The following is a 23792-nucleotide window of genomic DNA, read 5'->3' on the forward strand; positions in this document are numbered from 1 at the left end:
GCTTAATCTCCTGAATGAGGCAGCAGTGAATCCAGACGCGCTTTAAGTTCAGCGACGTCCGCTTCCAGCGCCTCAACGCGGGCCTGGAGATCGTCACCCGCCGGCGAAACGGCTTCAACGGCGGTAATCAGCGAATCCATATCATCGCAGAACAGGTGCATATAGCGGCTTTCACGCTTCCCGGGTTCCCGCGGCAGACGTGCAACATAGGGGCCGTCGTCTCGCGTAGCCAAATTTTCGAGGACGTTTTCCACCTCTGCCATATCGCTGAATTCATGCATTCTCTGCGCCCGCCCGCGCAGTTCTCCGGGCGTCTGCGCCCCGCGCAGCAGCAACGTGGTAATAATTGCCACTTCCGCTGGAGTTAATTTCAGGTCGCCAAATTCAGAGTTGCAGAAGCGCTGTTCATATTTGGTCACCCGATTGCCGAAACCGCTTACCGTACGCAAAAAATGACGCTTAACTAACGTATCGAGGAGCTCCTGCACGTCATTTTCGCTGAGCGACATCACCGGTTCACGGTTCGTTTTCTGATTACAGGCGGTCACCACCGCGTTGACCGACAGGGGGTACTGCTCCGGCGTGGTGACCTGCTTTTCCAGCAGACAGCCAATGACTCGCGCCTCATGCGCGGTTAACTGATATTTCATGATGTCTCCTTAGCGACCCGGGGTCCAGTCCGGTGTCGTCAACGCCGTCAGTACGTGATCGCGCCACTGCCCATCAATGAGCAGGTAATCTTTGGCGTAACCCTCTTTTTCAAAACCCAGACGCGCCAGCAAATCACCGCTACGCTGATTATGCGGCATATAGTTTGCCATTATGCGATGGATATGTTGCGTGCGCTGCATATAGCGAATTGCCGACGTCAGCGCTTCAAACATTAGCCCCTGCCCTTGCCATTTCTCTCCGATAGAGTAACCGAGATAGCAGGCATGAAACGATCCGCGCACCACGTTCGAAAAATTCGCCACGCCGATAATCTCTTTTTCTTCAGGGTCCAGCAGCGCAAAATAGAATGCCGAACCCTGCTTGTGAAACTCCGAAATCATCGATAAACGCGCCTGCCAGCCGGAAGGATAACAGTGGCTGTCGTCGCGCACTGGTTCCCAGGGTTTTAAGAACCCTTTATTTTCCGCGTAGTAATCGGCCAGACGCCAGGCGTCACGATCGTGTACCAGCCGCACCACCAGCCGATCCGTCGTCAAACGCACCTTCGGTACGTTACTGCGATAGCCAAACATTCCCCTCTCCTGTTCCCCTGACGCAATACTTGCTGACTTTACTATACCTGTCCTGCAGGGATGTGTGAAAACAGCAACATACCATTTTCTGCACCATCTCTGCTTTTCGATGAATAGCCTCTATCGTTCTTGCATTTTGATAAAAAAATATTGTCGCGAGTTAGCTGGGAAAATAGCCATTAACCCCGCAAAATATCAGAGCTTATTCTTATTTTTCCCGGGAGGGGAAATGTCCCGCGTATCGCAGGCAAGGAGCCTGGGTAAATATTTCCTGTTAGTTGATAACATGCTGGTCGTACTCGGCTTTTTCGTCGTGTTCCCGCTCATCTCTATTCGCTTTGTCGATCAGATGGGGTGGGCCGCGCTAATGGTCGGCATTGCGCTCGGGCTGCGTCAACTGGTGCAGCAAGGTTTAGGGATATTCGGCGGTGCGATTGCCGACCGTTTTGGCGCCAAACCGATGATCGTCACCGGCATGCTGATGCGAGCTGCCGGTTTCGCCGCGATGGCCGTCGCCCATGAACCATGGGTCCTGTGGTTATCCTGCATACTCTCCGGTCTCGGCGGCACGCTGTTCGATCCCCCGCGGGCGGCGTTGGTGGTTAAGCTGGTTCGCCCACACCAGCGCGGGCGTTTCTTCTCCATTCTGATGATGCAGGACAGCGCCGGGGCGGTGATCGGCGCGCTGCTGGGTAGCTGGCTGCTGCAGTATGATTTTCGTCTGGTGTGCAGCGCTGGAGCGGCCCTGTTTATCGCCTGCGCGGCGTTCAATGCCTGGTATCTCCCGGCCTGGAAGCTGTCAACGGTTAAAACGCCGGTTCGTGAAGGGCTGGGCCGCGTGCTGCGTGACAAACGATTTGTCACCTACGTCTTGACGCTAACCGGATATTACATGCTGGCAGTACAGGTCATGTTAATGCTGCCGATTATGGTTAACGATATTGCGGGTTCTCCGGCGGCGGTAAAATGGATGTATGCCATCGAAGCCACCATTTCACTGACGCTGCTTTATCCGATTGCCCGCTGGAGTGAAAAACGGTTTCGCCTTGAGCATCGGCTGATGGCCGGACTGCTGATTATGACGCTGGCAATGATGCCGATTGGCCTGAGCAGCAATCTGCAGCAGCTGTTTACGCTGATCTGCGTGTTTTATATCGGGTCCATCATCGCCGAGCCTGCGCGCGAGACGCTTGGCGCTTCGCTGGCGGATGCCAGAGCGCGCGGCAGCTATATGGGCTTTAGCCGTCTGGGATTAGCCTTCGGCGGCGCTTTCGGCTACGCAGGCGGCGGCTGGCTGTTCGATGCCGGTAAGGCCACGGGTCAGCCGGAGCTGCCGTGGCTGATGCTGGGCGCGATCGGTCTTGCGACGTTTGTTGCTCTGTGGTGGCAGTTCAGTCCAAAACGTTCAACGTCCGGTATGCTCGAGCCGCGCACCTGATTTGCCGGACCGTCGTTTCTCCTCCATACTGAATTGAGGAAGTTCAGCAACAATGGAGGAGAAACGTGAAGTTATATATCTACGATCACTGCCCGTTCTGCCTGAAAGCCCGCATGATTTTCGGCCTGAAAAATATCCCTGTCGAACTGATCACGCTCCTGAACGATGATGAATCAACCCCAACCCGCATGATCGGCCAGAAAATGGCGCCCATCCTGCAAAAAGACGATAGTCGCTATATGCCAGAAAGCATGGATATCGTGCACTATGTCGATAAACTTGATGGAAAACCGCTACTGACCGGAGCGCGTAACCCGGCTATTGAAACCTGGCTGCGCAAGGTCAACGTCTACGCGAATCGTCTGTTGATCCCGCGTTTCGCCAAATCCGCATTTGATGAATTCTCAACCCCAGAGGCGCGCGCTTATTTTGTGAATAAGAAGGAAGCGGCTATCGGTAGCTTTGCCGATCACCTCGCCCATTCTACCGGTCTGGTTAAGAACATCAGCGACGATCTGCGCGCGTTGGATAAACTTATCGTCCAGCCAAACGCCGTCAACGGGGAGCTGTCTGAAGATGATATTCATCTCTTCCCACTCCTGCGGAATCTGACGCTGGTTGCCGGGGTGAACTGGCCGAGCCGCGTGGCCGCCTATCGCGACAATATGGCTAAACAGACGCAAATCAATCTGCTTTCCTCAATGGCTATTTAAGCTCAGGGCAGCGGAAGGTAGTGTCCTTCGCTGCCTCCCCCCGCTTTTTAAGTCTTTTCCGCTAGCACCTCCTGCGCTGGCGGGTCATGCTGCTTTGTGTCAGGATGAACCCATGGCATGACATTAAGGAATCCAATGAAAAAGATGTTTATCGCGGCCGCGCTTATCGTCAGCGGCCTGCTGAGCGGCTGTAATCAGCTTACGCAATATTCCGTGAGTGAGCAGGAGATCAACCAGGCGCTGCAGAAACGTAACCACTTCGCCAAGGATATTGGCCTGCCCGGCGTTGCGGATGCTCATATTGAACTGCAAAACCTGACCAGCGCGATTGGTCGTGAAGAACCCAATAAAGTGACGCTAAGCGGCGTTGCTAATTTAGATCTGAATTCACTATTCGGGAACCAGAAAGCGACCATTGACCTGAAGCTAAAAGCGCTGCCGACCTTCAACAAAGAGAAAGGCGCCATTTTCCTGCAGGAGATGGAGGTGGTGGACGCAAAGGTTCAACCTGAAAAACTGCAGTCCGTGGTACAGACGCTCATTCCTTACCTTAATCAGTCGCTGCGTAGCTACTTCAATCAGCAGCCTGCCTACGTCCTGCGCGAAGACGCCAGCGCGGGCGAAGCGTTGGCGAAAAAGTATGCTAAAGGGATTGAGGTTAAGCCGGGTGAGATTATTATCCCGTTCACTAACTAACGGTTCGGGCGCAGAAGCGCCCGTTTTTTTACGGAAGTTGATGCAAAGGAAAACGTTTACGCTTATCCTTAGTGCCCGGCAAAAACAGCCCTGATGACTGACCCTATTTAGCCGGAGCCTTCCATGACAGCACAATCCCAGGTATTGAAAATCCGCCGCCCTGACGACTGGCATATCCATCTGCGCGATGACGATATGTTAAAAACCGTCGTGCCTTACACCAGTGAATTTTATGGCCGGGCGATCGTGATGCCGAATCTGGTACCCCCTGTCACCACCGTCGAAGCCGCCCTTGCCTATCGCCAGCGCATCATAGCGGCAATTCCGGCGGGCCACGATTTTACGCCGCTGATGACCTGTTATCTGACGGATACGCTCGACCCTGCTGAGCTGGAACGCGGATTCAACGAGGGCGTTTTCACCGCCGCCAAACTTTATCCGGCCAATGCGACCACCAACTCCAGCCACGGCGTCACCAGCACTGATGCAATCATGCCGGTACTGGAGCGCATGGAAAAGCTGGGAATGCCCCTGCTGGTGCACGGTGAGGTCACTCACGCGGACATCGATATTTTTGACAGAGAAGCGCGGTTTATTGAAACCGTCATGGAGCCGCTGCGTCGGCGCCTGCCGGGTCTGAAAGTGGTGTTCGAACACATCACCACCAAAGATGCCGCTGAATACGTACGCGACGGCAATGAGCTGCTGGCGGCGACCATCACCCCGCAGCACCTGATGTTTAACCGCAATCATATGCTGGTTGGCGGCGTGCGTCCCCATCTATATTGCCTGCCGATCCTTAAACGCAATATTCACCAGCAGGCGCTGCGCGAACTGGTGGCCAGCGGTTTTGACCGCGCCTTCCTCGGTACTGATTCCGCTCCGCATGCCCGCCATCGTAAGGAAGCCAGCTGCGGATGTGCAGGCTGTTTTAACGCCCCGACCGCCCTGGGCAGCTACGCAACGGTGTTCGAGGAGATGAACGCCCTGCAGCACTTTGAAGCCTTTTGTTCGCTTAACGGCCCCCGCTTCTACGGTCTGCCGGTCAATGAAGGCTACGTTGAGCTGGTGCGCGAAGAGAGCCTGGTGGTAGAGAGTATCGCTCTGCCTGGCGACGCGCTGGTGCCGTTCCTGGCAGGAGAAACCGTGCGCTGGAGCATGAAGAAATAAATACCTCTCCCCCTGTTGTAAATGCGACAACCATACTGTATAAATAAACAGTACATTACACAGGGGGCAATTATGCGTATTGAAGTCTCTATCGCCAAATCGACAGCCTTACCCAACGGCGCTTTAGATGCGCTGAACAATGAACTCTCCCGCCGTATCGAACAGCAGTTCCCCTCGACGTCAAGCCAGGTGACGGTTCGCTACGCGGCTAATAACAATCTGTCGGTTATCGGCGGCCTGAAAGAAGACAAAGACCGGATTAGCGAAATCCTGCAAGAAACCTGGGAAAGCGCTGACGACTGGTTTGTCCGCGACTAGTCAATTAAATTTGCTCCCTCATTGTGCAACTTTTTGCCGGGTCGCCCCGGCTTTTTTATTTTTTTGATACTCAGACTCTCCCCTATTGCTTTTGCTTAGCGCCTTCAAAAATAACGTATAACTGAATTGTGTTTGCGTAAAAAATCAGCAATCAGCAGCGTATGTATCTCTTTTTCATTTAATTTCTCGAGTTTATTCTTGACTGCTGATATAATTAACTTGCTTCAAAAAACACGCATTAAACCTCGAGAACTGTTGTCTTTTAACATATGAATAAGGGGTTATGATGGAAAAGAATAATGAAGTCATCCAGACCCATCCCCTCGTTGGATGGGACATCAGCACCGTAGATAGTTACGATGCGCTGATGTTGCGCCTGCACTACCAAAACCCCGCTCAAGAAAGCAGTAGAGACGCAGAGATTGGCCAGACGCTATGGCTAACGACGGACGTCGCACGTCAGTTTATTTCTATTCTGGAAGCAGGTATTGCGAAGATTGAATCAGGCGAATACCAGGAAAATGAGTATCGAAGGCATTAAGATTTAGCAAAATGTCTTAATATTCACCTAACAGGCACCTTCGGGTGCCTGAACTATTTTCGGGCTTGTATATCAGCAGGTTGTTAATTACCCTGCTAATAAAGCAATAACCTGGAACTCACCATGCAATACGATCTTATCATTATCGGTAGCGGCTCCGTCGGCGCTGCCGCAGGCTATTATGCTCGCCAGGCAGGGCTTAACGTACTGATGATTGATGCCCATCAGCCTCCGCATCAGGAAGGTAGCCATCACGGCACCACCCGCCTGATACGTCATGCTTACGGCGAAGGCGAAAGATACGTCCCTCTGGTACTACGTGCACAGAAGCTATGGGATGAGTTTGCCGCCGCCAGTGGGGAAGCCGTTTTTGAGCGTACAGGGGTGATTAACCTCGGGCCTGCCGACTCCGACTTTCTGCGCAACGTGGCCAGCAGCGCGCGCGAGTTCCAGCTCAATATTGAAGAAATGGATGCGCAGACAGTGATGACTCGCTGGCCGGAAATTCGTATTCCTGACGATTACCGGGCGATATTTGAACCCGCATCCGGGATACTGCGCAGCGAACTGGCCGTTGAAACCTGGATCCGTCTGGCACGCGAAGCGGGAGCCGCGCAATTGTTCAACTGCCCGGTTTCTGCTATTCACCACCAACCGGACGGCGTAACCGTTGAGACGCTGGATGGCGAGTACAGCGGCAAAAAACTCCTTGTCAGCGCCGGTACCTGGGTTACGCGTTTGTTGCCAGAACTCCCTGTCCAACCGGTACGTAAAATTTTCGCCTGGTTTCAGGCCGATGGTCGCTACAGCAGCAAAAATAACTTCCCGGCGTTTACCGGCGAGTTAGCCAATGGCGATCAGTTTTACGGTTTCCCGGCAGAAGATAACGAATTAAAAATCGGTAAGCATAACGGCGGGCAGCTTATTTCCACTCCGGAGGAGCGCAAGCCGTTTGGCTCTGTTGCCACGGACGGTTCAGAATCTTTTAGTTTCTTGCGTAACGTGTTGCCCGGTATCGGCGGCTGCCTGCACGGCGCATCCTGCACCTATGACAATACTGCTGACGAAGACTTTATTATTGATATGCTACCCGGCCAGCCGGATACGCTGCTGATCACCGGCCTGAGCGGTCACGGCTTTAAATTTGCTCCGGTTTTAGGCGAACTGGCCACACGGTTCGCGCTTGAAGAACCCTTTGGATTTGATCTATCTGCGTTTTCACTGGCGCGGTTTAATAAATAACTGCCCGCTGCCCAACGTCACAACTACGCTAAAAGAAACGGCCTCGTTTGAGGCCGTTAATAACTGAGAGAGATGATGCGTCGCCTGTTTGAATTACTGGTTAACAACGTCCGCGAACATTTTATGATCTACCTGGCGCTGTGGCTGCTGCTGGCGTTTATCGATCTTATCTGGTTATGGTTTTTCTGACGGCTCAGGATCGGGGATCCCCAGCTTAGTATTCAGACGACCGCGGGATTTATTAAAGATCTTATTGCCATTTTCCCGTCCGGCACGCAGTTTTCTCTGCTCCTCTTCCGGCAGCTTATGTTCTTCCATGCAGGCTTCGCTACAGCAGCCGGCGAATTTCTCCGCGCAGGAAGGACACTGGATAAATAGCAGATGGCAACCATCATTCAGGCAATTGGTGTGGCTATCGCACGGAGCGCCGCACTGATGGCAATGGGCGATAACGTCATCTGAGATACGCTCCCCCATCCGCTCATCGAAGACAAAGTTTTTACCGACAAAGCGTACCGGCAGCCCCTGCTCGCGGGCGCGTCTCGCATACTCGATAATCCCGCCCTCAATATGCGAGACTTTAGTAAATCCGTTGTGCTTCATCCAGGCGCTGGCTTTTTCACAACGGATACCGCCGGTGCAGTACATCACGATATTCTTATCTTTATGTTCCTGCATCATCTCCACGGCTTTTGGTAGCTGGTCGCGAAAAGTATCCGCCGGGATCTCCAGTGCGTTCTCGAAATGGCCAACCTCATACTCGTAGTGATTGCGCATATCAATAAAGACCGCATTGGGATCGTCCAGCATCGCGTTAACCTCTGCGGCTTTCAGATAATCCCCCACGTCCGTGGCATCAAATGTCGGATCGTCAATTCCATCCGCCACGATCCGATCGCGAACCTTGAGGCGCAGAACCCAAAATGATTTACCGTCATCGTCCAGAGCGATATTCAGGCGGAGCCCATTGAGGGCGGGGTCAAAACCGTATAAGAATTCGCGCAGCGCATCGACCCGGCTTTGCGGGACGCTGATTTGCGCGTTAATCCCTTCATGAGCCAGGTAAATTCGGCCAAAGACATTAAGCTTAGTCAGCGCAATCCACAGCGCATCGCGCGTGGCTTTTGGGTCAATAATAGAGAAATATTTATAAAACGAGATCGTCGTGCGCGGCTCGGTTTCAGCCAACATTTGCGCTTTTAACGTCTCATTTGAAATGCGGTTATGTAACACTGGCATGGTGTACCTGCTCGGCATAGTCAATGAGTAAAATAAACGGCGGGCATCATATAGCAAACACGCTTAATTTACATCCCTACATTTTGCGCTACATTTTTCTCACCCATATTTGCTTGCATTAACATTAAATGCCATCTGAGGCCGGTATTTTGGCTGAGGCATAAAAAAATGCGATAATAGAACACGTTGCTTAATTAAACAGGTATGAGATGACCCATTTACCTAAATTTTCCGCAGCGTTGCTGCACCCGCGTTACTGGTTGCTTTGGTTAGGAATCGGCCTGCTGTGGTTGGTAGTTCAGCTGCCTTATCCGCTGATTTATCGCCTCGGTACTGGTCTTGGCCGTATCGCCATGCGGCTAATGAAGCGCCGGGCCAAAATAGCCCATCGCAATCTGGAGCTCTGTTTTCCTGATAAAAGCGAGCAAGAGCGTCACCGGATGGTCGTGGCAAACTTTGAATCCGTCGGTATGGGGCTGATGGAAACCGGTATGGCCTGGTTCTGGCCGACGAAGCGTATTGCGCGCTGGACGGACTCCATCGGCGTAGAGCATATCCGCGATGTACAGGCGCAAAAGCGCGGCATTTTGCTTATTGGCATTCATTTTCTGACCCTGGAAATGGGCGCCCGCATGTTCGGCATCAATGAGCCGGGTATCGGGGTTTATCGCCCTAATGATAACCCGGTTATCGACTGGCTACAGACCTGGGGACGGCTGCGCTCCAACAAAGACATGATCGATCGTAAAGATCTCAAGGGTATGATCCGCGCATTGAAAAAGGGAGAAGTGATCTGGTACGCGCCGGACCACGACTATGGCCCCGCCGCCAGCGTGTTTGTGCCGTTTTTCGCCGTTGACCAGGCCGCGACGACCTCCGGCACCTGGATGCTGGCAAAGATGTCAAAAGCCTGCATCGTCCCCTTCGTTCCGCGCCGTAAACCCGACGGTAAAGGTTATGAGCTGATCATCCTGCCGCCAGAGTGCGATCCGCCGCTGGACGATGCGGAGACGACCGCTCTGTGGATGAATAAAGTTGTTGAGAAATGCATATTAATGGCGCCGGAGCAGTATATGTGGATGCACCGCCGCTTTAAAACGCGTCCGGAAGGCGTTCCTTCTCGTTATTAAATCTTTTCCATTTTCCGCCTGGTTATCCCGCATCTGAACACGGATGCGGGATATGTCGCCTTGTTTAGTCCCCTCCTTTAGCTTTAAAAGCTCTCCTGCATTGCGGCAGTCATTTCTCAGGCGCATAATTAGCATGCTCATATTTTCAATTATTTGACCTGCGCTGCAGGCCAGTGGAATCCTATGTCGTCTGCTGATACCCCTATTAACTGGAAACGTAATCTCACCGTCACCTGGCTCGGCTGCTTTTTAACCGGGGCGGCCTTTAGCCTGGTGATGCCATTTCTCCCTTTGTACGTTGAACAGCTCGGCGTCACCGGCCACAGTGCCCTGAATATGTGGTCAGGGCTGGTTTTCAGCATTACCTTTTTATTTTCAGCCGTAGCTTCTCCCTTCTGGGGCGGACTCGCGGACCGCAAAGGGCGCAAAATAATGCTGCTGCGCTCAGCCCTCGGTATGGCTATCGTCATGCTGCTCATGGGGCTGGCGCAGAATATCTGGCAATTTCTGATCCTGCGCGCGCTGTTAGGCCTGCTCGGCGGATTTATTCCCAACGCCAATGCGCTGATCGCAACGCAAATCCCCCGCCATAAGAGCGGCTGGGCGCTGGGGACCCTCTCTACGGGGGCCGTTAGCGGCGCGCTGCTGGGGCCGCTGGCTGGCGGCTTCCTGGCCGACCACTGGGGGTTACGCACCGTCTTCTTTATGACAGCAAGCGTACTGTTTATTTGTTTCTTATTTACCCTGTTTCTCATCCGCGAGAATTTTGTCGCGGTCAGCAAAAAAGAGATGCTCAGCGCGAAAGACGTCTTTTCGTCGCTTAAAAGTCCAAAGCTGGTGCTGAGCCTGTTTGTAACATCACTGATTATCCAGGTCGCTACCGGTTCCATCGCTCCGATTCTGACGCTTTACGTGCGCGATCTTGCTGGCAACGTAAGTAATATTGCGTTTATCAGCGGTATGATAGCTTCAGTCCCCGGCATTGCCGCCCTGCTTAGCGCCCCTCGCCTCGGGAAGCTCGGCGATCGTATTGGTCCGGAGAAGATCCTGATCGTCGCGCTGGTGATTTCAGTCCTGCTCCTGATTCCTATGTCGTTCGTCCAGACGCCGCTGCAATTGGGGATCCTGCGCTTCCTGCTAGGCGCCGCTGACGGCGCGCTGCTGCCGGCGGTACAGACGCTGCTGGTGTATAACTCTACCAGCCAAATATCGGGCAGAATATTCAGCTATAACCAGTCGTTTCGCGATATCGGTAACGTCACTGGACCGCTGATCGGCGCGTCGGTCTCCGCCAACTACGGTTTTCGGGCGGTCTTTCTGGTGACCGCATTTGTGGTGCTCTTTAACGCGGTTTACTCAACTCTGACCCTTGGCCGCGTTCGTCGTCAGCGGGCTACGGACAATCCGGGTTCCGGCAATCATTCGGTAAATTAATGCTCCCTCCTTGACGCATTGCCAACCGCCTTCTATAGATTGAATCGTATTCATTTCTATTCTTCTTAGGAGGTTAGCCATGCCAAAGGATTCGATGTTCTATGCCACGCTCGAAGAAGCAATCGATGCAGCCCGCGAGGAGTTTCTGGCTAATAATCCGGACAGCGACGAAGAAAGCGCCAGCATTGAGCAGTTAAATATCCAGAAGTACGTGCTTCAGGACGGTGATATTGCCTGGCAGGCAGAATTTTTTGCCGACGAAGATCAGCAGGGAGAATGCCTGCCAGTACTCAGCGGCCAGGCTGCGCAAAGCGTCTTTGACGGTGATTATGATGAGATTGAGCTGCGCCAGGAGTGGCTGGAAGAGAACACGCTGCATGAATGGGATGAAGGTGAATTTCAGCTTGAACCCTCGCTCGATACCGAAGAGGGCCAGGCTGCGGCCGATGAATGGGATGAACGCTAATTAGTTGTAGGGGCCATGGCTGGCATCAAGCGGCAGCAGAAGCGTATCGAACACCAGCGAAAAGGGCAGATCGAGGATCGTGATGTAGCGCCATGAGGAATCACGGACATCCCATTGCACGCCGGGATAGTACTGATTTCCATGGCCCTGCCCTGGCACCGTGCGACTGATAATGCTCCCGCAGCCGCTCAGCAGCAGCGTCATTGCGATAACCAGCAAAACTCTCATCAACAACCTCTATTCTCAGGTCAAAAAAATACCGGCACTATTGCCGGTATTTTCCTTAAGGTACGGCTTACTTGGTTTTTAACGCCAGCGGATTCAGCGTCAGCTGCTGATAAGCGGCCACCCACGAAGAGTATTTCTCCGGAGCGGCCCACACGCGATAATGCATACGCGACATGGTCACCGGGTCGCTCAGCAAGACCAGACGACGATCGCGGTTAAGTTTATCCGGCGTCTCGTTCAGCGCCTGTTCAACGTGACGTTCGCGAGCGATATCCAGAATATGCCCGTGACGGTGGCGCGCGGTAGCCATCGCTGTTGCCAGCGCGTTAAACGACGGATTGAATACCGCATGCATAAAGCCATCGTCCAGAGAACGCTGGCGGTTCAGCGTCAGGTAAGCGTCAGTATCTTTTAGCACCTGCGGCGGAGAGTACTCTTCCGGGATCAGGAACAGCTTCCAGCGCTTAGTGCGCAGGCCAATGGTGGCGCGGCTGGAAATAGCCGACACGAACGGCGACAGAATCAGCGAGACCACGATCGGCGCCAGCCAGAACAGGAAACGCAGATCCAGCCATGCCATGCCCACCGCCCAGACCAGACCCAACAGCATCTGCGATCCGTGACGCATAAACGCTTCACCCCATGGGGTAGAGTCATCGTCACGCTGCGGCGAGTTCCACACCACTTCCCAGCCGAGAAACGCGCTGACCACAAAGACGGTATGGAACAGCATACGTACCGGCGCCAGCAGCACCGAAAACAGCACCTCCAGCAGCAGAGAGAGCGTGACGCGGATAAAGCCACCGTACTCTTTAGGCCCTTTACACCAAACCAGAATAATGCTCAGCAGCTTCGGCAGGAACAGCAGCACCATGGTCGAAGCAAACAGGGCTATAGCCAGCTCCGGGCGCCACTGCGGCCAGACCGGGAACAGCTGCCGCGGCTGCAGGAAGTACTGCGGTTCGGTCAAGGCATGCACTACCTGCAGAGCGGTAGAGAGCGCAAGGAACATAAACCACAGCGGTGCCGACAGGTATGACATCACGCCGGTCAGGAACACTGCACGGTGAACCGGATGCATCCCTTTAACCAGGAACAGGCGGAAGTTCATCAGGTTACCCTGACACCAGCGGCGATCGCGCTTCAGCTCGTCCAGCAGGTTTGGCGGCAGCTCTTCATAAGAGCCGGGAAGATCGTAAGCAATCCATACGCCCCACCCGGCGCGACGCATCAGCGCCGCTTCCACGAAGTCGTGCGACAGAATTGACCCGGCGAAGTTGCCCTCGCCCGGCAGCGGCGCCAGCGCGCAGTGCTCAATAAACGGTTTCACCCGGATAATCGCGTTGTGACCCCAGTAGTGGGATTCCCCCAACTGCCAGAAGTGCAAACCGGCGGTAAACAGCGGGCCGTAGACGCGGGTAGCAAACTGCTGGCAGCGCGCATAGAGCGTATCCATACCCGACGCGCGGGGTGAAGACTGAATGATCCCGGCATTCGGGTTCGCTTCCATGAGGCGCACCAGGCCGCTCAGACATTCACCGCTCATTACGGAGTCGGCATCCAGCACCACCATATAGCTGTACTGGCTCCCCCACCGACGGCAGAAGTCATCAATGTTACCGCTTTTACGCTTCACGCGGCGGCGGCGGCGGCGGTAGAAGATCTGCCCTTCGCCCTGCACTTCGGCAATCAGCTCCATCCACGCTTTTTGCTCCGCCACGCAGATGTCCGGGTTGTAGCTATCGCTCAGGATATAGACATCAAAGTGCTCGGCATTACCGCTGGCTTTTACCGACTCCCAGGTCGCGCGCAGGCCCGCGAATACGCGGTCAACGTCTTCGTTACAGATAGGCATGATAAGCGCGGTGCGATGCTCCGGATTCAACGGCTCATTCCCGACCGTTGACGCGGAGATACTGTACTTATCGCGGCCGATAAGTAGCTGCAGGAAGCCCATCAGCGCAGTCCAGAAACCCGCAGAAACCCAACAAAAAAGCACGGCGAAAAGAATCAGGATCCCGGACTGCAGCACATACGGCAGCAGCTGCATAAAGGAGATCCACAGGTTCTGTCCCACCATGTCCGCCGGGTTAATCAGCGCCCAGCCCTGGTAGGGCAAAATGGTTTTCATGTACCAGGTCGCCACGACGGTCTGCGCCAGGGTGAGCAGCAGAAGAATATAGCGACGAATAGAGCCGACGGTACGCCATTTCTGCTCGCTCGCCTGTTCCTCCTGGCTGAGGCGAGAGAGATAGCGCGGAGTCACATCGCGTCCGCGCAGACGATCCCAGAAGCGCCCGACCGGGTTAGTACGCCATGGGTCCGGGAACATAGAGGAACGTTTTGCTTTCGGCATGGCGTTCAGCTGCGTGCGCCCTTCATCATCCTTCACCAGCTGATTACCGGCCAGTGAATCTGGCCAGCTATGCTCCAGTCGGGCTTTCACCGACCCCAGCGGGGAGTCATCTTCCCGTTTATAAACGTGATGTTCAGCGTCCAGTGCTTGATGTACGGCCTGCAGACTCGCGTCAGGTAACGCGCGCTTTTCTGCATCCGACAGCGGCAATGCATCGATGTACTTCGTTATCTTATTCATTGGCAGGCAGCTGATAGCTCCAGGTTTCGCTCAGCGTCTGGTCGGTATTGACCAGCGCAGCGCGCATATCCGTGGTTTTCTTAGGATCTTTCACTTTGACGCGCAGGATCATACGCCAGCCTTTAGTCACTGGGTTATAACGCACGGTGTTTTCAACGATTTCAGCGTTATCGCCGATGCTGGCCTGGGCAGTCACTGGCGTATCTGCGGGCAGCTTTTTCATCTCGGCGCCGGTGAAATCGACAATAAAGGCAATGGTGCCATCAGGCTGGCGAATCAGGTTCGATTGCTTGACGTCGCCCGTAGAACGGCGGGTCTGCATGACGTATGCGTTATCCGGGGCGTGCAGCTTGTCTTCATCGCGGCTGAAAGTGATGGTGTATTTGAAATTCATCTCTTTGCCGGGTTCGGGCAGCTGATCGGGCGTCCAGTAGGTAACGATGTTATCGTTAGTTTCATCATTGGTCGGGATTTCGACCAGTTCGATTTTGCCCTTACCCCAATCACCTTTCGGCGTAATCCATGCGCTGGGGCGCAGATCGTAGCGGTCATCGAGATCTTCAAAACGGGAGAACTGGCGACCACGCTGCAGCAGGCCAAAGCCCTGCGGGTTTTCCATCGCATAGCTGCTGACGGCAAGATGTTTTGGATTATTCAGCGGACGCCAGATCCACTCGCCGTTGCCGGCCAGGATGGACAGGCCGTTGGAGTCGTGCAGCGCCGGACGATAGTTCGTGGTCGGCGACGGCTGATGTGGCCCAAACAGGAACATACTGGTCAACGGCGCCACGCCGAGCTTGCCGACTTTGTCGCGCAGATAGACCTTAGACTGCACGTCCACTACGGTGTCGCGGCCGGGCATAATCACGAAACGGTAGGCGCCGGTTGCGCGCGGGGAATCAAGCAGGGCGTAAATCGTCAGGCGTTTATCGGTCGCTTTTGGACGCTCAATCCAGAACTCACGAAAACGCGGGAACTCTTCGCCGGAAGGCAGCGCGGTATCAATCGCCAGCCCACGAGCGGAAAGACCGTATACCTGACCCTGGCCAAGCACGCGGAAATAGCTGGCTCCGAGCATGCTGACGATTTCATCATTCTTGTCTTTGCTGTTGATCGGATACAGGACTTTGAAGCCCGCAAAGCCGAGGTCTTTAACCGTGTCTTTGTCGTGCTGGACGTTGCCAAAATTAAAATAGTCCGGGCTATATTTAATTTTACGTACGCTGGTTGCCGTCACTTCATTAATGGTGACCGGCGTATCGAAATACATCCCCTGGTGATAAAACTCGAGCTTGAATGGGCTTTTCAGATTATTCCAATAAGCTTTGTCGTGATTAAACTGAATTTGCTGATAGTCCGCATACTTCATATCGCGGAAGGCAGAGGGCAGGTTACTTTTAGGCGCTTCAAAGCCTTTGCCGGCTAACGTTTGTGCCTCTTTTGCGACGTCATCAATGCTGAATGCCCATGCAGATGAAGTACACAGGGACAACATTACGGCTGCGCTTAACCAACGCATTTTCATCATCTGTGGTTTATGTTTCATATAAGTAAGCACTTCCCCCTTTGTGTGCTTAAATCGATCCGATCTATTTTAATGGAAACTCAGGCATTCCGACAACATAATCCCTGCATTGTTCGGCCTGGCGGCACAGGGAATACGCAGTTCACTGCCCCGATTGCACTTTGCGTGCTTATCCTGGAGACAGATAACCAGAGTTCATGTAGGGTTGCAGAGAATTTAAACGTTATCACGTTGAGTGATAAGACGATTTGTCTGAGAATGTAGTGATATTGTATGAATAATACTCCGGTACAGCGTGAATATTTTTTCGATAGCATCCGCGCCTGGCTGATGCTGTTGGGGATCCCTTTTCACATCTCGCTTATTTACTCCAGCCACAGCTGGCACGTCAACAGCGCAGAGCCGTCGTGGTGGTTGACGTTGTTCAACGACTTCATCCATGCCTTTCGCATGCAGGTCTTCTTTGTTATTTCCGGCTATTTTTCCTACATGCTTTTTCTACGCTATCCGCTGAAGAAATGGTGGAAAGTTCGCGTTGAGCGGGTAGGCATTCCCATGTTAACTGCCATCCCTCTTTTGACGTTGCCACAGTTTATTATGCTGCAGTACGTTAACGGAAAAGCGGAAAACTGGCACACGCTTTCAGGCTATGACAAATTCAATACCCTTGCCTGGGAGCTGATTTCCCACCTGTGGTTTCTGCTCGTCCTGGTGGTCCTGACCTCGTTGGGCGTGGTGATGTTTAAATGGCTGACGCGCCAGCGTTCTGCCGCTGCGCCAACCTTCGGTGACACCGTCACATTAGGTCAGCTATCGATGATTTTTCTTGCCCTGGGCGTGCTGTATGCGGTCATTCGCCGCATCCTTTTTATTCTTTACCCGCCCATTCTCAGCAACGGCCTGTTCAATTTCGTCGTTATGCAGACGCTGTTTTATCTGCCTTTCTTTATTCTCGGCGCGCAGACGTTTATCAATTCACGCCTGAAGCTCATGTTCACTACGCCCTCCCCCTGGTGCTATACCGCAGCGCTACTGGGTTTTATCGCCTATCGTCTGAATCAGCAGTACGGTTCCGGCGATGGCTGGATGTATGAAACAGAATCCGTCATTACCATGGTGCTGGGGCTATGGATGGTCAACGTGGTCTTTTCGCTTGGCCACCGTCTGCTAAATTTCCAGTCCGCGCGGGTAACCTATTTCGTCAACGCATCGCTGTTTATCTATTTAGTGCACCATCCGTTGACTCTGCTCTACGGGGCGTGGATCACGCCGATAATTAAGTCCAATACGCTGGGATTTATTACCGGGCTGGTATTTGTGGTGGGTATTGCGCTGGTCCTGTATGAAATCCACCTGCGAATACCGCTGTTGCGCTTTCTTTTTTCCGGAAAATTCCAGCAAAAAACGGCGAAGCCGCAGACTTCTGCCGGTTAAAAATTACGCTGCTGCGCTATCTGAGCACAGCAGCGCTATTTTCGCGTGAACACCAGGTTAAAGACATCGCGATAAAGCGTTTCCATCGCCGCTTTATCCACCGTCGGGGCAGTCGCCAGGTCGCAGCGATACGCCGCCCCTTCGGTTAAAATCGCGATAAATTCGCAGGCGACGCTAATCTGTTCAGCGGTCATTTCGGGGTGGTAGTGCCGGGTAAGTTTTCCCCCCTCTTCCTTCAGGCGTCGATCGGCCTGGTTCATGATTTCTCGCAGGCGCGGATTTCGGGAGGCTTCGGCGTTAATTTCCATTAGCAGATAATTATCATTTTTCGTATTCTCGCTCGCCGGGATCGCGCCGGCTAAAACCGACGCCATGCGGGCCAAATCATGATTCCCGGCAACCATCTCGCCAACTCTGGCATTCACGATCTCGCTGACGATGACTTCGATAATCTCTTCTTTACTGGCAAAAACACGATAAAGCTGGCCGACGCTCAGACCAGCCCGGCGCGCGATATCCGCCACTGAGGCGCCGTGCAGGCCCTTTTCAGCAAAGCATTTTTGCGCCGCGACCACAATCTCCGTCCGGCGAAGCCGTTGTTTTTGTAGAACCTTCCCTTCAGCCACCGATAAATCTCCTGTCATGATGGATCCCCGCGATCGGAGGAAGCTATCATAACTTATTATGGCGACCGAGTTGTGCCCGACTCTCCTCCAGTAATCGGTTATAGATACTGGCGGTTTCGGCATCAAAGCAGACGAAACAAACGCGTTCCAGAGGATGGTAGCGAGTAAGAAATGCATTCACCGTATTAATGGCTATCTCGGCGGCAGCGTGTTTAGGGTAGCCGTAAACGCCGGTGCTGATAGCGGGGAAAGCAATAGAGCGGTAATTGTTCGCCGAGGCCAGCTGCAGGCTATTTTTATAGGCGTCCGCCAGTAATTCCGCCTCCTGCCTGTCACCACCGTGCCAGATCGGCCCGACGGCATGAATGACCGCGCTGGCGGGCAGATTTCCTGCCGTCGTTATCACCGCATGGCCCGGCGGACACTCCCCCTGCTGCTGGCGCACAACTTTGCAGGCAGCCAGCAGATCCGGGCCTGCTGCGCGGTGAATTGCGCCGTCTACGCCTCCTCCGCCCAGCAGCGAAGGGTTTGCTGCATTGACGATAACGTCGACCGCCAGCGTGGTAATGTCGCCGAGAATTACCTCAGGTTGAACAGCCATTTCTCCTCCTGTCGGCATGCGTCTTGAAATAGATAAACGAGGATAATATGGCACGATCGCCCCCGGGACGAAAGCATGGGGGCGCCGGAGGTTAGCGATAATCAACGTCCAGAATAGCGAGAGTCCGTTGTGGGTTAATATATCTCAACTGCGCGGAACGGATATTTTCATTGTGAACATCCCCTTTCTCCAGCTGACGGGCAGAGATCCGCACCGTTTCCGCCCTCGGACAATCCATCACCACCTGATTCTTGATAGCATTGAGCTGACAGGGCGCTTCCACAACTCTTCCATAGAAATGAATAACACCGGCGACTGTCTGTTCGGCAATCGCCGGGCTGAAACTCGTGGGTAAAAAAAACAGGGCCGCAAGTGATATGTATCTAATTGTTTTCATTGTAAAACCCCTCTGCTTGTTGGTCTAGCTATTAAAAAAAGCACAGCCATCCATGAGCGCATCGAGTTACATTTTTTTACCTCAGCCCAATTGTATTAACATTTTAAAAACAAATAACCAGCATTTATATAAATATGATTACAAAATCGATTCACTGACTATCAGTACAGCTTATCGTGCTGATTTATAGAGGAAAATAAACTAAGGAAGGAGAAGGCTATGGACGATATTCTGCCAAAAACAGCAAAAGAGCCCGTAGGGCTCTTTTAACACATGAATACAGGGAAGGTTGAGAAGCAGTATGAGCGAAGCGCGGTTAACGACTTTCGTTAGCCAGGGATTTATTCTTTTCCGCCCGCGTCGCCAGCCACAGGCCGCTATTTTTCATGGCGTAGCCAAAGACCAGCCCCAGCGCCAGTGAAGGTAAAACCAAACGCCAGTCGCCGCTGGCGGCAAAGGTCGCACAGGCGCCGATAAAGGTGCCCGGCACAAAAGAGAGTAATAGCTGGCGCGCCTGAATGCACATCATAAACGCCACGATACCGGTCATGATGTAGCTCACTATTTCCAGCTGAGGCGCCAGCGCGCTACCGTGAATAATCACCAGCGCCCACGCTACGCCGCTCATTACCGTACAGGTGGAAATAACCAGCCCTTTTAACCCACCTTGCGGACAGGCAAAGTAAGCCGTACAGCCGAGAAATCCCGCCCAGCTCAGCAGACCCAGTGCGACCGCTACCCATCCCCAAATTGCAGAGAGTAAGCCCGTCGTTAATGCGATTGCGAAGAGTATGTTCATGGCGCGTATCATAGCAGAAACGCGCCGGCCAAATGAGATATGGAACACACTAAATGAATTAAGAAATCACTCGTTGCATTTTAATTGTGATTTAAGTCACAATTTATTGTTCACCTTCTTCCTGGAGTTCATCCCACATGGCTGAAAGCGCTTCACGAGTTAGCGGAGCCATCGTGCGCCAGAACGGCGTAGTCGCATGCGCTTCAACCTTGCCAAGGAATGCGCCGCACCAGGGGAGAATATACTCAGCAAACAGCGTTTCCAGAACTTCGCTTTCATCTTCAGCCGCGTGATCTTCCAGCCACGATGCGGCCAGCAGTAAGGATCCTAAGTGATCCGCCGCGCCCTCACCCGTGGGAACGCCATGCGCGCTGAGGAAAGCTCGAACTTCAGCTTCCGTAGCGCCCTCTACCCATGCGCGACGAAATGGCGCTACGCTGCACTCTTCACCGACAAACAGCGCGTTGTAGTCAGCAGCCAGAGCCTGCATATCGCAGCTCTTTTGCAGGCGCTCCAGCAGTTCATCCTGCTCCAGCGGCCAGCTTGCCGCCAGCTTCCCTTCGCGAATAAGGGTAAATAGCGGAACCAGCAGCGGATCCTGCGGCTGACGGTAATAGAGAGAGCCCAGCACGCGGCAGAGGATTGAAAACTCGTTCATTCAGTTATTCCAGTTATTCAAATTAAAGTTCAGCAAATTCCGCAATCGCTGGCATCCCACGCGATTCCAGGAAATTAAGCAGACGCCGGGGCGTCACGTTTAGAATCCGCTCTTGCGGAAAATCTACGGCATCAAGGATTTTACGGCATTCAGTAAAATCACCGAGCGTGAATGCCGTATGAGAATCTGAGCCCAACGCCACCCAACCGCCGGCATCCCGTACGGCCGCCGCGACGGCACGGCAATTATCTTCACTGCCAATGCGTGACGAGACAAAAGATGAGTTATTGATTTCCAGCGCCACATGGTGCTTCGCCGCGGCGGCGGCAATAGCCGGAATATCAACGGGAAATTTCGGGTTCCCCGGATGGCTGATGATATGCACCGTACCGCTCGCGATGGTGGCGATCATGGCCTCAGTATTCGTGGCTTTATCCTGCGGAGGAAACACCGGCTCGTGAAAGCCAGCAATAATCAGGTCCAGCGAATTGAGCATCGGGCCGGTACAGTCTATTTCGCCCTGCGTATTTTTAATGTTGGCTTCAATACCGCGCAGAATACCAACGCCATCCACCAGACGCGGCCAGATACGCATATTGATAAAATGCCAGTGGTGCGGCGCATCGGCCATATCTGGCCCGTGATCGGTAATGGCAAAGAGTTTGATCCCCTTGCGCTTGGCTTCCGCAATGTAGTCGTGCAGGGTACTGTAAGCGTGGGTGCTGGCGACGGTATGCATGTGCAGGTCAACAGGATACATCACAATCTCCTTCTCTGTTTGTGGCAAGAATAGCAGGAATCTGCGCCTGAGAGCAGCAAAAACCCCGCGCAGGCGGGGCTGACGCTTAGTATCCCAGCTGGCGATCGACCTGCCCGCTGACCGTTTCACCCCGTTCCATTTGACCGATGGTTTTGGCGATAAAAGCAATGGCTTCCAGAGGCCGGGTAACGGCCGCCACGTGGGGCGTCATTGCCACGCGCGGATGGCGCCACAGCGGGCTCGCTTCGGGCAGCGGTTCACGGCTGAAAACATCCAGCATCGCGCCTTTCAACTTACCGCTATTCAACGCGTCCAGCAGAGCGTCTTCAACCACATGTACTCCGCGGGCCAGATTCAGCACATAGCTATTATCCGGCAGCTGCGCCAGGCGCGAGCTGTTAATAATTCCCACGGTTTCCGCCGTGTTGGGCAACAGGTTAATCAGCACTCGTGTTCCGTTCAGGAAGGCGTTCAGCTCCTTTTCCCCGGCAAAGCTGGTGACCTGCGGCCAGGATTTGCGGCTACGGCTCCAGATGCGTAGCGGGAATCCCCAGTACTGCAGAGCTTCGGCGACCTTTGCGCCAAGCACGCCCGCCCCCATAATCCCGATGGGAAAGTCTTCGCGCTGATACTCCTCCAGCGGCTGCCAGCGCGCTTCTTGCTTTAAAGCCTGATAGTCATCAAAACGACGGAACCAGTGCAGCACCTGGCTCACCGCATACTCTTGCATTTGTAACCCCATGCCGGTGTCTTCCAGACGGAATAGTGGCGTCGACAACGGCAGCATTTCCGGATGCTCACGCAGTTTGCTCAGGATGGAATCGACGCCGGCGCCAAGGGCAAAGACGGCTTTTAAATCGCGGCCTTGCAGCATTTCTACCGGCGGATGCCAGACCAGCGCATAGTCAGCGGGTTGTTCATCGCCGGATTTCCACTCGCGAACTCGCGCGCCGGGGAGCTGTTTTTCCAGTTCCGCAATCCAGAAAGGGGTGTCAAAGGTCGGGTGGTAAAAAATGATATCCATAAAGGCTCCTGATAGCCGACGCTACAGGCAGGTTAGGTTAGCGCCGCGTTTTACTCGTTGTTTTCTATTGGTTTGCCAGCATAGCAAATTTCGTTCGGGGAGCGTGTGAAAAAGAGAATGGTGACAAAAAAAACGATTCTCGCGCGTTTAAGGAGCAAGTTGCTTGAAGTTTGGCTAAACGCGCGATTTTTTTAAAAAGTTGATTGACGGGCGATACGTATTTCCCTAAATTAGCGCCCGTTCCCGACAATAACGGGAAAGACAATATGGTGAGGTGTCCGAGTGGCTGAAGGAGCACGCCTGGAAAGTGTGTATACGGCAACGTATCGGGGGTTCGAATCCCCCCCTCACCGCCATATTTTAAGAAGAGCTCGTACGCAAGTACGGGCTTTTTTTCGTCTATTGCACGCCACCGCCCTGTAGCCCGGACAGGCGCATCGCGCCGCCTCCGGGCCCCCCCCCTTCTGCGGCTTCAGACTCTGTTCGACAGCCTGCGCCTTGTGGATTCAGGCAAATGCTAATCCTCCTCCATCCGCTGATACTCTTCGCTCAGGAAATCAACCAGCGCCCTGACCGAGGGGAGCAACCCGCGCCGTGAGGCAAACACCGCATGGATCACCTCCCTGCGCGGCTGCCACTCATCGAGGACAACCACCAGCTCGCCGGCCGCCAGCTGATCGCGCACCATTAATAAAGGAAGCTGTACCACCCCAACGCCGGCGATTGCCGCTTCGCGCAGCGCCAACATATCCGTGGTGACCAGCCGGGGTGTAAAGTAGACTTCCGCCCGTGCGCCCTCCGGGCCGGTCAACTGCCACTTATGCTGATGTTTGCCTGCGCCCAGGCTCAATCCCGGCCAATCGCTTAATTCTGACGGCGCCACAGGCTGCCCCTTTTGCTCTACTAACTGTGGACTGGCGACCAGGCGGTGACCACGATCGGCGAGAACGCGCATTACCAGATCGCTATCCTCTATCGGCCTTGGGCGTACGCGGATCGCGATGTCAACGCCCTCTCCAACGACATCAACTCGTCGGTTTGTGGCTTCCAGCTGCAGATTAACTCCCGGATAGCGCACCATAAACCGCGCCAGCATAGGCCCGACGTGCGCATGCAATAGCGTCACCGGACAGGTCAGCTTGACGCTTCCGCGGGGCTCGGAACGCAGGGTCTCTACCGCCTGCTCTGCCGCTTCCGCCTCTATCAGCATCGCCTTGCAGTGCTGATAGAAGGTGTGCCCCACCTCCGTTACCGCAAACTGACGAGTTGTCCGTTGAATCAAACGTACGCCGAGGCGTTCTTCTAACTGGGCGATTCGCCGGCTCAGTTTGGATTTAGGCTGATCGAGCGCTCTACCCGCCGCCGCGAATCCTCCGTGATCCACCACCTGCACAAACCAGGCTAAATCGTTGAGATCCTGCATTCTTCCTCCATCGTTCCATTTTTGGAACAGTATAGGCCGTTTTTGCTATCTACCGGAGTATTAGTGGTGAATATAAGCTTATTCACATCA

The 23792-nt window shown here is 53.9% G+C and carries 26 protein-coding genes and 1 tRNA gene; 13 read left to right on the plus strand and 14 right to left on the minus strand.

Features of this window, described 5'->3' with window-relative positions; all coding sequences use genetic code 11:
- Positions 1-2: 2 nt before the first annotated feature.
- Together ACSIPU_RS19825 and rimJ are read right to left on the minus strand one after the other, a co-directional pair.
- A complete protein-coding gene (locus ACSIPU_RS19825; protein WP_023320708.1) occupies positions 3-650 on the minus strand; it encodes a YceH family protein in 648 nt (215 codons plus the stop codon).
- A 9-nt stretch (positions 651-659) separates the two neighbouring features.
- Complete coding sequence (gene rimJ / locus ACSIPU_RS19830; protein ID WP_004101049.1) at positions 660-1244, minus strand: ribosomal protein S5-alanine N-acetyltransferase; 585 nt, start codon at positions 1242-1244, stop codon at positions 660-662.
- 229 nt (positions 1245-1473) lie between these two features.
- Here rimJ and mdtH point away from each other — a divergent pair, with 229 nt between their 5' ends.
- The 8 genes from mdtH to ACSIPU_RS19870 all read left to right on the plus strand — a co-directional run bounded on the left by mdtH (position 1474) and on the right by ACSIPU_RS19870 (position 7551).
- Positions 1474-2682, plus strand: coding sequence for a multidrug efflux MFS transporter MdtH (mdtH, locus tag ACSIPU_RS19835; protein ID WP_004112151.1), 1209 nt, complete (start codon positions 1474-1476; stop codon positions 2680-2682).
- A gap of 65 nt (positions 2683-2747) precedes the next feature.
- Entirely contained in the window at positions 2748-3395 is a 648-nt protein-coding gene (grxB, locus tag ACSIPU_RS19840) for a glutaredoxin 2 (RefSeq protein ID WP_004101046.1), read from the plus strand.
- Positions 3396-3530: 135 nt separating this feature from the next.
- Entirely contained in the window at positions 3531-4091 is a 561-nt protein-coding gene (locus ACSIPU_RS19845; protein WP_004101044.1) for a lipoprotein, read from the plus strand.
- A 123-nt stretch (positions 4092-4214) separates the two neighbouring features.
- Positions 4215-5261: a dihydroorotase gene (gene pyrC, locus ACSIPU_RS19850; RefSeq protein ID WP_023329493.1), complete on the plus strand. Its 1047-nt coding sequence runs from the start codon at positions 4215-4217 to the stop codon at positions 5259-5261.
- A 72-nt stretch (positions 5262-5333) separates the two neighbouring features.
- Entirely contained in the window at positions 5334-5579 is a 246-nt protein-coding gene (gene dinI / locus ACSIPU_RS19855; RefSeq protein ID WP_004101040.1) for a DNA damage-inducible protein I, read from the plus strand.
- 286 nt (positions 5580-5865) lie between these two features.
- On the plus strand, positions 5866-6120 hold the full coding sequence (gene bssS, locus ACSIPU_RS19860; RefSeq protein ID WP_004101039.1) for a biofilm formation regulator BssS: 255 nt from the start codon (positions 5866-5868) through the stop codon (positions 6118-6120).
- Between the two features lie 123 nt (positions 6121-6243).
- Positions 6244-7362, plus strand: coding sequence for an N-methyl-L-tryptophan oxidase (solA, locus tag ACSIPU_RS19865; RefSeq protein ID WP_133497398.1), 1119 nt, complete (start codon positions 6244-6246; stop codon positions 7360-7362).
- Positions 7363-7437: 75 nt separating this feature from the next.
- Positions 7438-7551: a YceO family protein gene (locus tag ACSIPU_RS19870; protein ID WP_004101037.1), complete on the plus strand. Its 114-nt coding sequence runs from the start codon at positions 7438-7440 to the stop codon at positions 7549-7551.
- Here the strand turns inward: ACSIPU_RS19870 and ACSIPU_RS19875 are convergent.
- Entirely contained in the window at positions 7537-8601 is a 1065-nt protein-coding gene (locus ACSIPU_RS19875; protein ID WP_004101035.1) for an oxygen-dependent tRNA uridine(34) hydroxylase TrhO, read from the minus strand. The two genes, ACSIPU_RS19870 and ACSIPU_RS19875, sit on opposite strands and share 15 nt — an antisense overlap.
- A 209-nt stretch (positions 8602-8810) precedes the next feature.
- Between ACSIPU_RS19875 and ACSIPU_RS19880 the strand changes: the two genes are divergently transcribed.
- The 3 genes from ACSIPU_RS19880 (at position 8811) to ACSIPU_RS19890 (ending at position 11631) form a co-directional block, all read left to right on the plus strand.
- Positions 8811-9731 (plus strand): Kdo(2)-lipid IV(A) acyltransferase, encoded by a 921-nt coding sequence (locus ACSIPU_RS19880; RefSeq protein ID WP_004101033.1) that lies wholly within the window; start codon positions 8811-8813, stop codon positions 9729-9731.
- 183 nt (positions 9732-9914) lie between these two features.
- The gene (gene mdtG, locus ACSIPU_RS19885; protein WP_004101031.1) at positions 9915-11165 is read left to right on the plus strand and encodes a multidrug efflux MFS transporter MdtG; all 1251 of its coding nucleotides are present in this window, start codon (positions 9915-9917) and stop codon (positions 11163-11165) included.
- Positions 11166-11244: 79 nt separating this feature from the next.
- Positions 11245-11631 (plus strand): MysB family protein, encoded by a 387-nt coding sequence (locus tag ACSIPU_RS19890; protein WP_004101030.1) that lies wholly within the window; start codon positions 11245-11247, stop codon positions 11629-11631.
- Here the strand turns inward: ACSIPU_RS19890 and ACSIPU_RS19895 are convergent, their stop codons facing one another.
- The 3 genes from ACSIPU_RS19895 to mdoG form a co-directional block, all read right to left on the minus strand.
- Complete coding sequence (locus ACSIPU_RS19895) at positions 11632-11859, minus strand: YceK/YidQ family lipoprotein (RefSeq protein ID WP_004112143.1); 228 nt, start codon at positions 11857-11859, stop codon at positions 11632-11634. It abuts the gene before it with no gap.
- 67 nt (positions 11860-11926) lie between these two features.
- A complete protein-coding gene (gene mdoH / locus ACSIPU_RS19900; protein ID WP_004101028.1) occupies positions 11927-14455 on the minus strand; it encodes a glucans biosynthesis glucosyltransferase MdoH in 2529 nt (842 codons plus the stop codon).
- A complete protein-coding gene (gene mdoG / locus ACSIPU_RS19905) occupies positions 14448-16001 on the minus strand; it encodes a glucans biosynthesis protein MdoG (RefSeq protein WP_004101027.1) in 1554 nt (517 codons plus the stop codon). The genes mdoH and mdoG overlap by 8 nt, the downstream gene beginning before the upstream one ends.
- A 252-nt stretch (positions 16002-16253) precedes the next feature.
- Between mdoG and mdoC the strand changes: the two genes are divergently transcribed.
- Positions 16254-17414, plus strand: a complete 1161-nt coding sequence (gene mdoC, locus ACSIPU_RS19910; protein ID WP_196557994.1) for a glucans biosynthesis protein MdoC — start codon at positions 16254-16256, stop codon at positions 17412-17414.
- 35 nt (positions 17415-17449) lie between these two features.
- On the opposite strand, the gene ACSIPU_RS19915 is transcribed toward mdoC, so the two are convergent.
- From ACSIPU_RS19915 to ghrA, 7 genes are all read right to left on the minus strand, one after another.
- The gene (locus ACSIPU_RS19915) at positions 17450-18040 is read right to left on the minus strand and encodes a TetR/AcrR family transcriptional regulator (protein WP_017146137.1); all 591 of its coding nucleotides are present in this window, start codon (positions 18038-18040) and stop codon (positions 17450-17452) included.
- 46 nt (positions 18041-18086) lie between these two features.
- Positions 18087-18641, minus strand: coding sequence for an O-acetyl-ADP-ribose deacetylase (ymdB, locus tag ACSIPU_RS19920; protein WP_004112127.1), 555 nt, complete (start codon positions 18639-18641; stop codon positions 18087-18089).
- Positions 18642-18732: 91 nt separating this feature from the next.
- Complete coding sequence (locus ACSIPU_RS19925) at positions 18733-19038, minus strand: type 1 fimbrial protein (protein ID WP_004101022.1); 306 nt, start codon at positions 19036-19038, stop codon at positions 18733-18735.
- Positions 19039-19354: 316 nt separating this feature from the next.
- On the minus strand, positions 19355-19837 hold the full coding sequence (locus ACSIPU_RS19930; RefSeq protein ID WP_026055849.1) for a DUF1097 domain-containing protein: 483 nt from the start codon (positions 19835-19837) through the stop codon (positions 19355-19357).
- 103 nt (positions 19838-19940) lie between these two features.
- A complete protein-coding gene (locus ACSIPU_RS19935; protein WP_004101018.1) occupies positions 19941-20495 on the minus strand; it encodes a TorD/DmsD family molecular chaperone in 555 nt (184 codons plus the stop codon).
- 22 nt (positions 20496-20517) lie between these two features.
- Entirely contained in the window at positions 20518-21255 is a 738-nt protein-coding gene (locus ACSIPU_RS19940) for a phosphatase (RefSeq protein ID WP_004101016.1), read from the minus strand.
- An 85-nt stretch (positions 21256-21340) separates the two neighbouring features.
- Positions 21341-22279, minus strand: a complete 939-nt coding sequence (ghrA, locus tag ACSIPU_RS19945; RefSeq protein WP_196557995.1) for a glyoxylate/hydroxypyruvate reductase GhrA — start codon at positions 22277-22279, stop codon at positions 21341-21343.
- Between the two features lie 268 nt (positions 22280-22547).
- Here ghrA and ACSIPU_RS19950 point away from each other — a divergent pair.
- A tRNA-Ser gene (locus ACSIPU_RS19950) sits at positions 22548-22635 on the plus strand.
- Between the two features lie 161 nt (positions 22636-22796).
- Here ACSIPU_RS19950 and ACSIPU_RS19955 read toward each other — a convergent pair.
- Positions 22797-23702 (minus strand): LysR family transcriptional regulator, encoded by a 906-nt coding sequence (locus ACSIPU_RS19955; RefSeq protein WP_004101012.1) that lies wholly within the window; start codon positions 23700-23702, stop codon positions 22797-22799.
- Positions 23703-23792: the final 90 nt, after the last annotated feature.

The organism is Klebsiella sp. HN106, from assembly GCF_051209435.1.
GTDB classification, from domain to species: Bacteria; Pseudomonadota; Gammaproteobacteria; order Enterobacterales; family Enterobacteriaceae; genus Klebsiella; species Klebsiella oxytoca.